The organism is Streptomyces daliensis (genome assembly GCF_054782395.1).
The window spans coordinates 58,878-73,544 of the sequence record NZ_BAAGSO010000057.1; the positions used below are offsets into that span (position 1 = coordinate 58,878).

The 14,667-nt window shown below is 73.1% G+C and carries 13 protein-coding genes; 9 read left to right on the top strand and 4 right to left on the bottom strand.

Going from position 1 to position 14,667, the window contains the following annotated elements; all coding sequences use genetic code 11:
- Window positions 1-600: 600 nt before the first annotated feature.
- From hemW to ACYVOO_RS11945, 3 genes are all read right to left on the bottom strand, one after another.
- Window positions 601-1,839, bottom strand: a complete 1,239-nt coding sequence (hemW, locus tag ACYVOO_RS11935) for a radical SAM family heme chaperone HemW (RefSeq protein ID WP_461015621.1) — start codon at window positions 1,837-1,839, stop codon at window positions 601-603.
- A gap of 111 nt (window positions 1,840-1,950) precedes the next feature.
- The gene (locus ACYVOO_RS11940; protein ID WP_461015622.1) at window positions 1,951-2,853 is read right to left on the bottom strand and encodes a DUF3097 domain-containing protein; all 903 of its coding nucleotides are present in this window, start codon (window positions 2,851-2,853) and stop codon (window positions 1,951-1,953) included.
- Between the two features lie 49 nt (window positions 2,854-2,902).
- Window positions 2,903-3,712: an MBL fold metallo-hydrolase gene (locus tag ACYVOO_RS11945; protein ID WP_461015623.1), complete on the bottom strand. Its 810-nt coding sequence runs from the start codon at window positions 3,710-3,712 to the stop codon at window positions 2,903-2,905.
- A gap of 224 nt (window positions 3,713-3,936) precedes the next feature.
- Between ACYVOO_RS11945 and hrcA the strand changes: the two genes are divergently transcribed.
- The 4 genes from hrcA to ACYVOO_RS11965 all read left to right on the top strand — a co-directional run bounded on the left by hrcA (window position 3,937) and on the right by ACYVOO_RS11965 (window position 8,164).
- Complete coding sequence (gene hrcA, locus ACYVOO_RS11950; protein ID WP_453348688.1) at window positions 3,937-4,953, top strand: heat-inducible transcriptional repressor HrcA; 1,017 nt, start codon at window positions 3,937-3,939, stop codon at window positions 4,951-4,953.
- The gene (gene dnaJ / locus ACYVOO_RS11955) at window positions 4,954-6,087 is read left to right on the top strand and encodes a molecular chaperone DnaJ (RefSeq protein ID WP_461015624.1); all 1,134 of its coding nucleotides are present in this window, start codon (window positions 4,954-4,956) and stop codon (window positions 6,085-6,087) included. It abuts the gene before it with no gap.
- 224 nt (window positions 6,088-6,311) lie between these two features.
- Complete coding sequence (locus tag ACYVOO_RS11960; RefSeq protein WP_461015625.1) at window positions 6,312-7,412, top strand: nitronate monooxygenase; 1,101 nt, start codon at window positions 6,312-6,314, stop codon at window positions 7,410-7,412.
- Window positions 7,409-8,164: a 16S rRNA (uracil(1498)-N(3))-methyltransferase gene (locus ACYVOO_RS11965; protein WP_461015626.1), complete on the top strand. Its 756-nt coding sequence runs from the start codon at window positions 7,409-7,411 to the stop codon at window positions 8,162-8,164. Before ACYVOO_RS11960 ends, ACYVOO_RS11965 begins: the two co-directional genes overlap by 4 nt.
- A 57-nt stretch (window positions 8,165-8,221) precedes the next feature.
- On the opposite strand, the gene ACYVOO_RS11970 is transcribed toward ACYVOO_RS11965, so the two are convergent.
- Complete coding sequence (locus tag ACYVOO_RS11970; protein WP_461015627.1) at window positions 8,222-10,120, bottom strand: phospholipid carrier-dependent glycosyltransferase; 1,899 nt, start codon at window positions 10,118-10,120, stop codon at window positions 8,222-8,224.
- 318 nt (window positions 10,121-10,438) lie between these two features.
- On the opposite strand from ACYVOO_RS11970, the gene ACYVOO_RS11975 reads away from it, so the two are divergent.
- From ACYVOO_RS11975 to ACYVOO_RS11995, 5 genes are all read left to right on the top strand, one after another.
- Entirely contained in the window at window positions 10,439-11,125 is a 687-nt protein-coding gene (locus tag ACYVOO_RS11975) for a hypothetical protein (RefSeq protein WP_461015628.1), read from the top strand.
- A gap of 96 nt (window positions 11,126-11,221) precedes the next feature.
- Window positions 11,222-11,599 carry a histidine triad nucleotide-binding protein gene (locus ACYVOO_RS11980; RefSeq protein WP_461015629.1) on the top strand — a complete coding sequence of 126 codons (378 nt, stop codon included), beginning with the start codon at window positions 11,222-11,224 and terminating at the stop codon, window positions 11,597-11,599.
- A 16-nt stretch (window positions 11,600-11,615) separates the two neighbouring features.
- Window positions 11,616-12,599, top strand: coding sequence for a ribonuclease Z (locus ACYVOO_RS11985; RefSeq protein WP_461015630.1), 984 nt, complete (start codon window positions 11,616-11,618; stop codon window positions 12,597-12,599).
- Between the two features lie 277 nt (window positions 12,600-12,876).
- Complete coding sequence (locus ACYVOO_RS11990; RefSeq protein ID WP_461015631.1) at window positions 12,877-13,170, top strand: IS110 family transposase; 294 nt, start codon at window positions 12,877-12,879, stop codon at window positions 13,168-13,170.
- 210 nt (window positions 13,171-13,380) lie between these two features.
- Entirely contained in the window at window positions 13,381-14,658 is a 1,278-nt protein-coding gene (locus tag ACYVOO_RS11995; protein ID WP_461015632.1) for an RNA-guided endonuclease InsQ/TnpB family protein, read from the top strand.
- The last annotated feature ends 9 nt before the right edge of the window (window positions 14,659-14,667 follow it).

A 14,667-nucleotide genomic window follows, 5' to 3' on the forward strand; every position in this document is an offset into this window, starting at 1 on the left:
GAACGAAACCCCAAAGGGGCAACCGGGTAGGCGCACCCCTGCCAAGGGGGTGTTGCGCGGGACGGTCGGCCCGTGAAGTGGGGACCGTAGGTCCCGCGCTGGATGCGTGCCGCCGCACGCCAAGGAGCCGACCCCAGCCGACCCGGGGTGGAGGTGGGCCACCGGCGGGACGGGGACGGGGTGGGGTGTCCCCGCAGGTCGAGAAAGTCACCGGCCGTAAGTCGAAAGCGAGACCTTCACGCCGAGGAGACACCCCACCCCGGCACCGGACACCCCGCACCCACGCGCCCACAACCACGGTGGAAACCCGGAATCACGCGGCGCCAGCCGCGTACTACCGCAACCACACGCCGCGCCGAAGCCACCGGCCCGCACCCGAAAACGGCGCCCCGCCACACGCGCAGCGCCCCCGTGCTGCGGCGCAAAAATCAGCGCGGGACCCTACAGCGCGCACCACACGGGCCAACCGTCCCGCGCAACACCCCCGTGAAGGGGGCAACCCCCCGTTTCCTTCCGCACCCCGCGAAGGGGACCCGTCTCGCGCAACACCCCCGACGAACGGGGCACCCCCGTTTCCTTCCGCACCCCGCGAAGGGGCCGTCAGTCGACCAGGTCGCGGACCACCGCGTCGGCCAGGAGGCGGCCTCGCAGGGTCAGGACCGCGCGGCCCTTCTCGTAGGGGCCACGTTGCAGGAGGCCGTCCGACAGGGCGCGGTCCGCCGCGCGGGCGCCCTCGGGCGCGAGGAGGGAGAGGGGGCAGCCGTCGGAGAGGCGGAGTTCCAGCAGGATGCGTTCCACGCGCCGGTCCTCCGCGGACAGGAGTTCCCGGCCCGCGCCGGGCGAGCGCCCCTCGGTCAGTGCCTGCGCATACGCCCCGGGATGCTTGACGTTCCACCACCGCACCCCGCCCACATGACTGTGCGCCCCGGGCCCGGCCCCCCACCAGTCGGCACCGGTCCAGTACAGCTCGTTGTGCCGGCAGCGCGCCGACGCGTCGCCGTCCGTCGCCCAGTTGGAGACCTCGTACCAGGTCAGCCCGGCCGAGGAGAGGATCTCGTCGGCGATGAGGTAGCGGTCGGCGTGCACGTCGTCGTCCGTCATGGGCACCTCGCCGCGACGGATGCGGCGGGCGAGCTGGGTGCCCTCCTCGACGATGAGGGCGTAGGCGGACACGTGGTCGGGCCTGGCCTCCAGGGCGGCGTGGAGGGAGGCCCGCCAGTCGTCGTTGGACTCGCCGGGGGTGCCGTAGATCAGGTCGAGGTTGATGTGCTCGAATCCGGCGGCGCGTGCCTCGGCGGCGGCTTCCTCGGGCCGCCCCGGGGTGTGCGCCCGGTCCAGGACGCGCAGCACGTGCTGCCGGGCGCTCTGCATGCCGAAGGAGACGCGGTTGAAGCCCGCCTCGCGCAGCCGCTCCAGGGAGCCGGGGGTGACGGACTCCGGGTTGGCCTCGGTGGTGATCTCCGCGTCCGGCGCGAGGCCGAACTCGTCGCGGATCGCCGACAGCATCAGCCCGAGGTCCTCGGGCGGCAGCAGGGTGGGCGTGCCGCCGCCGACGAACACCGTGTCCACCTGCCGGGGGTCGTCGCCGAGGACCTTGCGCGCGAGGCGGACCTCCTCGGCGATGTGCGCGGCGTAGTTGTCCCGCGAGGCGAGCGCGCCGCCGGAACCGCGCAGCTCACTGGCGGTGTAGGTGTTGAAGTCGCAGTAGCCGCAGCGGGTGGCGCAGTACGGGACGTGGAGGTAGAAGCCGAGGGGTGCTGCGGGCTCGGCGGCGAGGGCGCTCGCGGGCAGCGAGCCGTCGTCGGGCATGGGCTCGCCATCGGGCAGTGCGGAGGGCATACGTCCATTGTCCGGTACGGGCCGCCCTTCCGCCGCGCCCGCACCCGTGCCGGACGCCGAAGCGGAACCCGCTGGTGAGGTGTCCGGGGCCCGCGCCGGGACCCGGGCCCCTCAAGCGGAGGCGGGGCCGCCCACCGTCACATGGTCGATGAGGTGCTCGACGCGCCCCAGCAGATCGGGTTCCAGATCGCGGTAGCTGTGGACGTGGCCCAGGATGCGCCGCCAGGCGGCACCCGTGTTCTCAGGCCAGCCCAGTGCGCGGCACACGCCGGTCTTCCAGTCCTGCCCCTTCGGCACCCGGGGCCAGGCTTCGATGCCCACGGAGGCGGGCTTCACGGCCTCCCAGATGTCGATGTACGGGTGGCCCACGACCAGCACGTCCTCGCCCGTGACCCGCTCCGCGATGCGGGACTCCTTCGAGCCGGGCACGAGGTGGTCGACCAGTACGCCGAGGCGTGCCTCGGGGGAGGGGCCGAAGGCTTCCACGATCGCGGGGAGGTCGTCGACGCCCTCCAGGTACTCCACGACGACGCCCTCGATGCGCAGGTCGTCGCCCCAGACCTTCTCGACCAGCTCCGCGTCGTGCCGTCCCTCCACATAGATCCGTCCCGCGCGTGCCACCCGGGCCCGCGCGCCCGGCACCGCCAGCGAACCGGAAGCCGTCAGCCTGCGCCCCGTCGGCCCGGAGGCGCCCCCGGGCCCGGAAGCGGAGCCGCCGGATGCGGGGGAGGCGGCAGAGGTGGCGGCCGTGGGCCGTACCAGCGTCACCGGCTTCCCCTCCAGCAGGAAGCCGCGCGGCTCCATGGGGAAGACGCGGTGCTTGCCGAAGCGGTCCTCAAGGGTGACCGTCGGGCCCTCCGCCGTCTTCTCGCACCGGATCACCGCGCCGCAGAAGCCGGTGGTGACCTCCTCGACCACGAGGTCGGGCTCAGCCGGAACCTCAGGGACGGGCCGCCGCTGCTTCCACGGCGGCGTCAGATCGGGGCTGTATCGCTTGCTCGGACCGCTGCGCATGCGCTCATTCTTCACGGCCTCTTCAGCCGTCCGCGAACCGGCGTGCCGCTCAGCCGTCCGCGAACCGCTGTGCCAGCCGCTCGCGTTGGGCGCGTACGAAGTCCGCGCCGACGACGGCGCCGTGCCCCGGCACATAGCGCGCGTCCTCGCCGCCCAGCGCCAGCAGCCGGTCCAGCGCCTGCGGCCAGTGGCCCGGCTGGGCGTCGCGCCCGGCCTGGGGTTCGCCCGACTCCTCCACCAGATCGCCGCAGAAGACGACCTCACGGGCCTCCTCAGCGCCCGTCGAACCCGTCGTCCCCGCCGAACCCCCGGCGCCCGGCACCAGCACCGCCAGATCGTGCCCCGTGTGCCCGGGCCCGACGTTCGCGAGCAGCACCTGCCGGTTCCCGAAGGTGAGGGTGAGTTCGCCGGAGACGGGGTGGTGCGGGCGCACGAGGACGTCCACCGCCTCGGTCGCAGCGTCCGGGGCGAGACCGTGCGCGACGGCGTCGTCGCGCAGCGCCTCGCGCGCTCGCGGGCGCGCCAGCAGCTCGTCCACGCCGACGGCGCCGTAGACCTGCACACCGGCGAACGCGGCCGTGCCCAGCACATGGTCGAAGTGGGGGTGGGTGAGGGCGATGTGCGTCACGGGCAGGCCGAACAGTTCCCGCAGCTCGGAGCGGATGCGTGCCCCCTCGCGCAGGGACGATCCGGTGTCGACGACGAGTACGCCCTCGTCGCTCGCCACGGCGCCCACGGTGGCGTCCCAGCCGGGAAGCCTGCGCCGTACGACGCCGGGCGCCAGCCGCTCCCAGACCGTGTCCGCGCCCGTGTCCGCCGTAGGTCCGTCGTCCGCTCCCTCTTCCCAATGACCCGTCATACGACGACGCTAACGGCAGCCCTCTCCCCGCGCCCGGCCGGCGACTGCCTCACGGGTGCGACGGAAGGGCCGCGATACCGTCAGGTCCGGCCACCCTTGCCCCGGCCATGGTGACCGGCCGTACACTGGCCCGGGGAAAGCTGGCACTCATCCGGTGAGAGTGCCAGGGAATGCCAGGAAGCGGCAGAGAATCCAGACCTACGGCCGGGCGGGAGGTGTGCGCGATGCTCAGTGAACGCAGACTCGAAGTGCTGCGCGCCATCGTCCAGGACTACGTGGGCACCGAGGAGCCCGTGGGTTCCAAGGCGCTCACGGAGCGGCACAACCTGCGGGTGTCCCCGGCCACCGTGCGTAACGACATGGCGGCGCTGGAGGACGAGGGGTACATCGCCCAGCCGCACACCAGCGCCGGGCGCATCCCGACGGACAAGGGGTACCGCCTCTTCGTCGACAAGCTCGCCGGGGTGAAGCCGCTGTCCTCGCCGGAGCGCCGGGCCATCCAGAACTTCCTGGACGGCGCCGTCGATCTGGACGATGTGGTGGGCCGCACGGTGCGGCTGCTCGCGCAGCTCACCCGGCAGGTCGCCGTGGTGCAGTACCCCTCGCTGACGCGCTCGACGGTGCGGCACGTGGAACTGCTCTCGCTGGCGCCCGCGCGGCTGATGCTCGTGCTCATCACGGACACGGGCCGTGTCGAACAGCGCATGATCGATACTCCTGGGCCCATCGGAGAGGCCACCCTGGCCGATCTGCGGGCCCGGCTCAACAGCCGGGTCGTGGGCGAGCGGTTCACGGAGGTCCCGTCCCTCGTGCAGGACCTGCCCGAGGCGTTCGACGCGGACGACCGCGGCTCGATCTCGGCGGTCCTGGCGACGCTCCTGGAGACCCTGGTCGAGGAGACCGAGGAGCGGCTGATGATCGGCGGCACCTCGAACCTCACCCGCTTCGGGCACGACTTCCCCCTGACCATCCGGCCGGTGCTGGAGGCCCTGGAGGAGCAGGTCGTGCTGCTCAAGCTGCTCGGGGAGGCCAAGGACCCGGGCATGACGGTACGAATCGGGCATGAGAATGCCCACGAGGGCCTGAGTTCCACATCGGTCGTATCGGTCGGCTACGGTTCGGGCGACGAAGCAGTCGCCAAGCTCGGCGTGGTCGGACCGACCCGCATGGACTACCCCGGAACGATGGGAGCGGTACGCGCAGTGGCACGTTACGTCGGACAGATCCTCGCGGAGTCGTAAGTGGCGACGGACTACTACGCGGTCCTCGGCGTGCAGCGCGACGCCTCGCAGGACGAGATCAAGAAGGCTTTCCGCCGCCTGGCCCGCGAGCTGCATCCGGACGTCAATCCGGACCCGAAGACCCAGGAGCGGTTCAAGGAGATCAACACCGCTTACGAGGTGCTGTCGGACCCGCAGAAGAAGCAGGTCTACGACCTCGGCGGCGACCCGGCCTCGGGTGCCGCGGGCGGTGGGCCCGGCGGCTTCGGCGCGGGCTTCGGGAACTTCTCGGACATCATGGACGCGTTCTTCGGCACCGCGTCGCAGCGCGGGCCCCGGTCCCGCACGCGGCGGGGCCAGGACGCCATGATCCGGCTGGACATCGATCTGGACGAGGCGGCCTTCGGGACCACCAAGGAGATCCAGGTCGACACCGCCGTCGTCTGCACCACGTGCAGCGGCGAGGGCGCGGCCCCTGGCACCTCGGCGCAGACGTGTGACATGTGCCGGGGCCGTGGTGAGGTCTCCCAGGTCACGCGCTCCTTCCTGGGCCAGGTCATGACGTCGCGCCCCTGCCCGCAGTGCCAGGGCTTCGGCACCGTCGTGCCCACCCCGTGCCCCGAGTGCGCCGGTGACGGCCGCATCCGCTCGCGGCGCAGCCTCACCGTCAAGATCCCCGCAGGCGTCGACAACGGCACCCGCATCCAGCTCGCGGGCGAGGGCGAGGTCGGCCCCGGCGGCGGTCCGGCGGGCGATCTCTACGTCGAGATCCACGAGAACGCGCACCCCGTCTTCCAGCGCAGGGGCGACGATCTGCACTGCACGGTCACCATCCCGATGACGGCCGCCTCGCTCGGCACGAAGGTGCCGCTGGAGACGCTCGACGGGATGGAGGAGGTCGACATCCGGCCGGGCACGCAGTCCGGGCAGTCGATCCCGCTGCACGACCGCGGCATCACGCATCTGCGGGGCGGCGGCCGTGGCCAGCTCATCGTCCACGTCGAGGTGACCACCCCGACGAAGCTGGAGCCCGAGCAGGAGGAGCTGATGCGGCGCCTCGCGAAGCTGCGCGGCGAGGAGCGGCCCACGGGCACGTTCCAGCCGGGTCAGCAGGGCCTGTTCTCGCGGCTCAAGGACGCGTTCAACGGCCGGTGAGGCGCACTAGCGGCGGGCCCGCGAGGGGCCGCCGCGGCGGGTACGTGACGGGTGAGGGCGCGTGGGGGAGCGACACCTCCCAAGACGCCCACTGGCGCCCTCGGACGAGCCGGTCCAGCCCTGTCACCAGCGCGGACACGCACGTCCGCGCTGGTGCCCCGGGGGCCCTCCGCAACGGGCACCTTGCCCGACAGATGACACACGGCGCGTGACAGGATGTAGCCATGCCCTCCGCTGTGACCACGTTGTCCGAGCTGACCGAACACCCGATCGTGCAGGCCCCCATGGCGGGCGGCGTCTCAGGGCCCGAGCTGGCCGCCGCCGTCAGCGAGGCGGGCGGCCTGGGCTCCCTCGCGGCGGGCTACAAGACGCCGGAGGCCATGTACGAGGAGATCAAACAGGTCCGGCGGCTCACCGACCGCGCCTTCAACGTGAACCTCTTCATGCCCCAGCCCCCGACCAGCGACCCCGCCGCCATCGAGGTGTACCGGGACCAGCTCGCGGGTGAGGCGGCCTGGTACGAGACCGCGCTCGGTGACACGGACCGGGGCAGCGACGACGCGTACGAGGGCAAGCTGGCCATACTCTTCGACGACCCCGTCCCCGTCGTCTCCTTCCACTTCGGCTGCCCCACGCGCAGTGTGCTGGAGCGCTTCGCGAAGGTGGGCACCTTCACCGTCGCCACCGTCACCTCGGCCGCCGAGGCCGAGACGGCGCAGTGGTCGGGCATCGACGCGGTGATCGTCCAGGGCGTCGAGGCGGGCGGCCACCAGGGCACGCACCGCGACGACCCGCAGATCGACGGCGCCAGCTCGGGCATCGGGCTGCTGTCGCTCGTGACGCAGGTCAAGGAGGCCGTGCAGGTGCCGATCATCGCCGCGGGCGGGCTGATGCGCGGCGGCCAGATCGCGGCCGTGCTGGCGGCGGGCGCGAGCGCGGCGCAACTGGGCACGGCGTTCGTCGTCTGCCCCGAGTCGGGCGCCAGCGAGGTCCACAAGCAGGCGATGACGAACCCCCTCTTCGTCCGTACGGAGCTGACCCGCGCCTTCTCGGGACGCCCGGCGCGCGGCCTGGTGAACCGCTTCATCCGCGAGCACGGCCCGTACGCGCCCGCCGCCTACCCGCAGATCCACTACCTGACGGCCGGTCTGCGCAAGGCGGCGGCCAAGGCGGGCGACCCGCAGGGCATGGCGCTGTGGGCGGGCCAGGGCCACCGGCTGGCGCGCGCGCTGCCGGCGGCGCAGCTCGTGGAGGTCCTGGCGGCCGAGCTGTCCGTGGCCCGCGAGGGCATGGCGGTACGCGGCGGTGCGGGCGGCCTCGCTTGAGCGCCCCGGTCTTCCTCGCCGAAGCGGCCGGGCTGGCCGTCGGCACGGTGGTACTGGAGGGGCCCGAGGGGCGGCACGCCGTCTCCGTACGGCGGCTGCGCGCGGGCGAGGAGATCGTCCTGACGGACGGCGCGGGCACCGGCGCCTACGGCACCGTGGCCGGGGTCGAGGGCAAGGACCGGCTGACGGTGACGGTCACGGACGTGCGGACCGAGCCCGAACCCCGGCCCCGCATCACCGTCGTCCAGGCGCTGCCCAAGGGCGACCGCGGCGAACTGGCCGTCGAGACCATGACCGAGACCGGCGTGGACGTGATCGTCCCGTGGGCGGCGGCGCGCTGCGTGACGCAGTGGAAGGGCGAGCGCGGGCTCAAGTCGCTCGCCAAGTGGCGTGCCACGGCGCGCGAGGCGGGCAAGCAGGCGCGAAGGCTGCGCTTCCCCGAGGTCGCGGACCTGGCCACCACCAAGCAGGTCGGCGCGCTGCTCTCCGGCGCGGCGCTGGGCGCGGTGCTGCACGAGGAGGGCAGCGCGCCACTGGCCACGGCCGCGCTTCCGGGCGACGTGGACGGCGCGGGGGACGGGGGCATCGTGCTCGTCGTCGGGCCCGAGGGCGGGGTCTCGACCGAGGAACTGGCCGCGTTCGCCGAGGCGGGTGCGAAGCCCTGCCGGCTCGGCCCGACCGTGCTGCGCACCTCTACCGCGGGCACGGCTGCCGCGGCTCTGTTGCTGGCCCGTACCGGGCGCTGGGGCTGATGCCGGGCGTCTTCCGCGTGCCTTGCGCCTGTGTGCCTGCCGGTGCTCGGCGCGTCTCTATTGCGGGCAGGGTTGCCGCGGCTCTGTTGCTGGCCCGTACCGGGCGCTGGGGCTGATGCCGGGCGTCTTCCGCGTGCCCTGCCCCTGGGAGCCCGCCGGTACCCAGCGGACCTCGACCCTGGCCGCGCCCTCGCCGAACGAGGCCAGCCGCTCGGAGTGCGCGAGGGCACGGCGCGTCATCGGGAGGCGGGGCGCCTCGCGGCGCAGCAGCGGCGTCGAGACGACGTAGTCCAGATCGCGCCAGCCGCGCGGGAGTGCGGCGGCGACGGCGGGGTCGTGCGCGGCCGTATGGGACCAGACGGCGCCCGTGCGCGGCCGGAACCCGCTGTGCACGAGGCCGAGCCAGAGCGTGCCGTCGCTGAGGACGCGGTCCGACTCGGGGCGTGCGACGGAGGCGCGTAGCCAGGAAAGGGCCTGCCGCTGCGGGGCGTTGGCCTCCGCTGTGAGGACCGCGCGGTCCCCCTCGTACCAGCGCGGTACGGTCCCGAGCAGTGCGGCGGCGGCCAGGAGCCACACCAGCGTCCAGCGGCAGATGCTCAGGAGCAGGTGCTCCGTACGGGGTTCGTCGCCCCTTACGGCATGCTCGTCGTCCTGTACGGAGTGCTCGTCGTCCCGTGCGGCGCGTCCGCCGTGCAGGACGCGGGAGGTGAGCGCGGCGGCGAGCGCGGCGAGGGAGAGGGCGAGGAACGGCAGCGCCTGCACGGCGTACGTCGAGGCGCCGGGGTGGCCGCCCGTGCCGGAGGGACACAGCGCCGCGAAGGCGGCCGTCAGGAGAACGGCGAGCGCGGGCCCGGCCGACGCCCTCGCCGTACGGGACCAGCGCGCGCCCTCGACCAGCAGCAGCGCGGCCAGCAGCCCCGCTACGGGCAGCACCAGGTCGCAGGAGAGCCAGCCCCCGATCATGCGGCGTGCGGCGGATCCTGGCGTGAACACGGAGCCGGAACCGGCGTCGGCCAGCCGTTCGCGGAGCGCCCCGAGCAGCGAGGCGCCGGGCCGGGACGTGCCCGGAGGCGGCAGCAGCCCGCCGCGCAGGAAGGCGAGGAGCACCCAGGCCAGCAGGGGGAGCAGGAAGCCGCAGGCGGCGGTGAGTGCCGCCCGGCCGCGCGCGCCGCGCGTCGTCTCGTGCGGGCTGTGCGGGGTGTGCGGGGTGTGCGTCCACAGCGTCAGCAGCAGCGCGGGCAGCGCCACGAACGCCGTCTCCTCGGTGAGCACCGCGACGGCGGCGGCCAGCCCGGCCGCGAACGGGCGCCAGGCAGTGTGGAGTTGTGGGTGTGGGTGCGGGGGCACGGCGAGGACGAAGGCGCACAGGAGCCAGGGCAGTGCGAGGCCGTCGGAGGAGACGGCCCGCAGTGTGACGACGGACAGCGGCGAGAGCCCGTACAGCGCCACCGCCGCACCCGCAGCCCACCGGGGCAGCCGCAGGCGGCGCGCCAGCACGTACAGCAGCACCGCGCTCATGGCACTCGCCGCCAGCGCGACGGCCCGCACCGGCGCCACGGTCAGCGCCTCGGGCGAGAGCAGCGCGGGAAGCCAGGTGAGGAGGGCGAGTTGGAGGGGTGCGAGTGGCGGCTGGTCCCAGCGGTAGGTGGTGAGCGCGAGCCCTTCGCCGTGCTGGACGGCCCAGGCGTCGGCGAGCAGGGCGGCCTCGCACTCGGAGACGAGGGGGTAGTGGGTGACGTTCCAGCCCTGCACGAGCAGCACGGCCGCGAGCAGCGCGCAGCACAGCAGTACGTCGGCGCGCGAGCGGCGCCAGGGCCGTACGGCCGGGGACGGCGCGGGGGCCGCCGAACCGGGCTGCGGCGGCGGGGGAGCGGGGTCGGTGGGGTCGGTGGGGGCGTGCTCGGGATCGGGGTCGGGGCCGTGCGGTGACGCCGTCGGCGTGACGAGGGCGGTCACAGCGCGGCCCCCTTCCGGAGGGCGGTGGACAGCGACGACGCGGGGCGCGGTGGCCGGACGGGAGAGAGGCAGGAAGGCACGGCCCGATCCTCGCGCCCTGCCACGGGGTGCGGTTCTGTGCGGCGGGCGAATCACCCGTACGTAGTCATGGGGCGTACGGGAGGCGACGCGTCCACGCGCCGCCGCCTCGGTTCCGGGACGTGGCCGAGGCGTTGCCGTACCGAGGCGGGAACGGGGCTGTGCGCGGGGGCGGCGCGGTGGGAAGCTGCGTGTATGGGGGCATTACGGCGTCAGCGGACGAGTGGATCATCTCGGTCGGTGCGCGGGCCGCTGCGGGTGGCCGGTGCCGTGGGTGCCGTGGGGGTACTGGTCGGCGGGGTGGTCGCCTGCGAACCGGTCCCGGGCGGTCTGAACTCCGCCGCCGTCGCCCTCACCACCGACCAGGCGGGTACCCGGTCACTGGAGAGCGCCGGTGTCGACGTCCAGTGGATGAGCTGTACCGCGACCGTCGGGCAGCGCGGCGGCTCCGCTTCCGCTTCCACGTCCGCGTCGTCGAGCGCGAAGGCGCGGCGGCAGGTCGCGAAGGTGGACTGCCAGGGGGAGACCAAGAGCGGCGCGGAGATCACCGTCAGGGGCAAGGTGACGGAGGAGCACGACGGCCGGTGCGTACGGGGCGACCTGACGGCGAAGGTCGGGAAGCGCACCGTCTTCCGCGCCGAGGTGCTGGGCAACTGCGCGGCGCCGTCCGCCTCCGCCTCCGCCTCGTCCTCGCAGAGCGGCTCGGAGCCGCCGGAGGAGACGGGGACGGGGACGCCGGAGCCGACGGTGACCGAGACGGTGACCCCCACCGGCACCACCTCGCCGACGGCTCCGCCGGAGACCCCGCCGGTCACGGTGACGGTGACGGCTTCCCCCGACCCGCCGCCGTCCGACCCCTCGCCCGATCCGCCGCCGCCCTGCGAGTGCGAGACGCCCGGCCAGCGGGACGCGGGTACGGGGCACTGAGGCGAGGGGGCGGCCGAGGCGCCCGCGCGGGCGCCCGTCCAACCCGGGGCCCCGCCGTCCGCCCTCGCGCGCGGGTGTCCCGGTAGCATCCCGTGCATGGCTGGAGAACCTCAGGCCGACTGCCTGTTCTGCAAGATCGTCGCGGGTGACGTCCCCGCGACCGTCGTCCGGGAGACGGACACGACGGTCGCCTTCCGGGACATCAACCCCCAGGCGCCGACGCACGTCCTGGTGATCCCCAAGGCGCACTACCCCGACGCCGCTTCCCTGGCGACGGGCGCGCCGCAGCTCGCGGCCGACGTGCTGCGCGAGGCGGGGCGGGTGGCCGAGGAGGAGAAGATCGCGGCGGCCGACGGCGGCCCCGGCACCGGCTACCGCGTCGTGTTCAACACCGGCGCAGGCGCGGGCCAGACCGTCTTCCACGCGCACGCCCATGTGCTCGGCGGGCGCGGTCTCGAATGGCCTCCCGGGTAGGGATCGGTAACTCCCCTTGTCCTTGAGAGAGTTGGTCGTCCTCGGCACCGCCAGCCAGGTCCCGACCCGGCACCGCAACCACAACGGCTACGCCCTGCTCTGGGACGGCCAGGGCATCCTCTTCGACCCGGGCGAGGGCACGCAGCGCCAGATGGTGCGCGCCGGTGTCGCCGCGCACGACCTGACCCGGATCTGTGTGACGCACTTCCACGGGGACCACTCGCTGGGTCTCGCGGGCGTCATCCAGCGCATCAACCTGGACCGGGTGCCGCACCCGGTGACGGCGCACTTCCCCGCGAGCGGCGCCCGCTTCTTCGAGCGGCTGCGCTACGCGACGGCCTACCGCGAGACGGTGGTGCTGCGCGAGGCGCCGGTCACCGGCCCCGGCGTGCTGGCCTCCCCGGAGGCGGACGCGGACGCCGCCCAGGGGCGCTCCGGCCGCCCCGGCTGGGATTCCGGCGAGGGCGCGGCGCGGGTGCCGTTCACGCTGTACGCCGAGAAGCTGTCGCACCCCGTCGAGGCGTACGGCTACGGTCTCGTCGAGCCCGACTCCCGGCGCATGCTGCCCGAGCGCCTTGCCGCGCACGGCATCGCGGGCCCCGACGTAGGCCGTCTCCAGAGGGAGGGCGAGCTGCGGGGCGTGCGCCTGGAAGACGTCAGCGAGCCGCGCAGGGGTCAGCGCTTCGCCTTCGTGATGGACACCCGGCTGTGCGACGGCGTGTACGCGCTGGCCGAGGGCTGCGACATGCTGGTCATCGAGTCGACGTTCTTGGACGAGGACGCGGAACTGGCCCGCGAGTACGGCCACTTGACGTCGGGTCAGGCAGGCCGCGTGGCGGCCGAGTCCGGGGTGCGCAGCCTCGTGCTCACCCACTTCTCGCAGCGCTACAGCGACCCCTCGGCCTTCGCGCGCGAGGCGCGGGCCGCCGGTTTCGAGGGCGAGCTGACGGTGGCGGAGGACCTGATGCGCGTTCCGGTACCGAAGCGTCGCGGGGGCTGACGGGGCGGGGCGGGGCGCGGTGCGACCTTCGGTTCCCCGGCCGCCCTGGCCCGGGCCGGTGCCGGGCAGATCACCCAGGTCATGCTCCAGACCGCCCCGCGCATGCGCACCGCCCGCTGGTCGAGCGGACCGTCACGGTCCCCGGCAGCGACTCGGTGGGGGAGATCGTCTCCGGCCTGGCCGAGTCCCTCACGGTCCTGTTCAAACGCCGGGAGATCCTGGAGGCCCGTATCGCCGCCCTGCTGGGGCCCACCCTCTCGCGAAGGTCCCCACCTCCATGCCCAGAGTCGTGGTCAGGATCGGCGCCCGCATCCTGGCCGAGGTCGGCGACGGGTCCGCGTTCCCCACCGCCGCCCACCTGGCCTCCTACGCGGGAGTGACCCCCACCACCCACCGTTCCGGGTCCTCCATCCGGGGCGAAGCCCCGCCCCACGCCGGCAACAAGCTGCTCAAACGGGCCCTGTTCCTCGCCTCGTTCGCCTCCCTGTCCAGCCTCGAACCGAGGGCGTACTACGACAGGAAGCCCACAACCTTTGACCGAACAGATAGAAGCGCCCCCCTCCGGTGCTGACGCTGACGCGCATCGGCGGCCGTGCGGTCATGTACACGAGCCGCGTGGCTCGTGGAGTTCCCCGAGGCGGGGCACTGGATCCACGACGATGACTCCGCGCCGGTAGGTTGTCACGAAGACCATGTGCGCGTGCATCGGCGAAACGACATGCCTGCCATGCTCGTGGTCGTTTTATCCGCTCTTGAGGTCAATCGTCGTAGGGTTACCGGTATGCAGCTTCGTTACAACTACCGGGCCTATCCGGACGCCGCCCAGTGCCGTGCGCTGGCGAAGGCGTTTGGGTGTGCTCGTGTGGTGTGGAACGACTGTCTGCGTGACCGGAGGGAAGCGCACGCGGCGGGGCTGCCGTATGTGACGTCGGCAGAGTTGTCGCGGCTGCGTATCACCCAGGCCAAGCGCACCGGGGAACGTGCCTGGCTCGCCGAGGTCTCGGCAGTTGTCCTGCAACAGTCCCTGCGGGACCTGGATGCGGCCTACAAGAACTTCTTCGACTCGCTGAAGGGCAAGCGGTCCGGCCGTAAGGTCGGCCCTCCCCGCTACAAGTCGAAGAAAGACACCCGTCAATCGATCCGCTTCACCGGCAGCGCCTTCTCCCTCTCCGGCGACGACAGGGTGTATGTGGCCAAGGTCGGCCATCTCAAGGTCAGGTGGTCGCGTCGGCTTCCGGCGGCCCCGACTTCTGTGACCGTCACCAGGGACGGCGCGGGCCGGTACTTCCTCAGTTTCGTCGTGGAGACCGAGCCCGACATCCTCCCCGAGGTGGAAGCGGAGGCCGGTATCGACTTGGGTCTGTCCGTCTTCGCCGTCCTGTCCGACGGCTCCAGGATCGCCAGCCCCCGTTTCCTGCGCCGGGCGGAGAAGAAGCTCAAGCGTCTTCAGCGGGAGCTGTCCCGCAAGGCGAAGGGGTCGAAGAACCGGGCCAAGGCCCGGAGCAAGGTCGCGCGCCAGCACGCCAGGGTGGCGGACCGGCGCCGGGACTGGCACCACAAGGCATCCACACGGATCATCCGCGAGAACCAAGCGGTGTATGTGGAAGACCTCGCGGTGTCCGGTCTCGCCCGTACCCGGCTGGCCAAGTCCGTGCACGACGCGGGATGGTCTTCGTTCACTGGGATGCTGGAGTACAAGGCGGCCAAGCACGGCCGCACCTTCGCCAGGGTGGACCGGGCCTTCCCCTCCTCCCAGGTCTGCTCGGCCTGCGGAGTGCGGGACGGCCCCAAGCCCCTGCACGTGCGGGAGTGGATGTGCGGGGCGTGCGGCATCGTGCATGAGCGTGACCACAACGCGGCCCGCAATGTCCTCGTCGAGGGACGCCGTATCGTCGCCGCCGGACGGGCGGAGACACCAAACGCCTGTGGAGCGCCGGTAAGACGAGCACACGTGCCCGCACAGCGCCGTGAAGCAGGAAGCCCCCGGAAGGGCCACACGGCCCAGACCGGAATCCCTGAGCCTCAGGCCGGGGAGCACGTCAATGTGGGTGGCCGGTGAGGAGGTGAC

Coding starts and splice junctions, on each gene's coding strand:
- hemW (WP_461015621.1), bottom strand. CDS start 1,839: ATGCCCTCCGCACTGCCCGATGGCGAGCCCATGCCCGACGACGGCTCG.
- ACYVOO_RS11940 (WP_461015622.1), bottom strand. CDS start 2,853: ATGCGCAGCGGTCCGAGCAAGCGATACAGCCCCGATCTGACGCCGCCG.
- ACYVOO_RS11945 (WP_461015623.1), bottom strand. CDS start 3,712: ATGACGGGTCATTGGGAAGAGGGAGCGGACGACGGACCTACGGCGGAC.
- hrcA (WP_453348688.1), top strand. CDS start 3,937: ATGCTCAGTGAACGCAGACTCGAAGTGCTGCGCGCCATCGTCCAGGAC.
- ACYVOO_RS11960 (WP_461015625.1), top strand. CDS start 6,312: ATGCCCTCCGCTGTGACCACGTTGTCCGAGCTGACCGAACACCCGATC.
- ACYVOO_RS11980 (WP_461015629.1), top strand. CDS start 11,222: ATGGCTGGAGAACCTCAGGCCGACTGCCTGTTCTGCAAGATCGTCGCG.
- ACYVOO_RS11990 (WP_461015631.1), top strand. CDS start 12,877: ATGCCCAGAGTCGTGGTCAGGATCGGCGCCCGCATCCTGGCCGAGGTC.
- ACYVOO_RS11995 (WP_461015632.1), top strand. CDS start 13,381: ATGCAGCTTCGTTACAACTACCGGGCCTATCCGGACGCCGCCCAGTGC.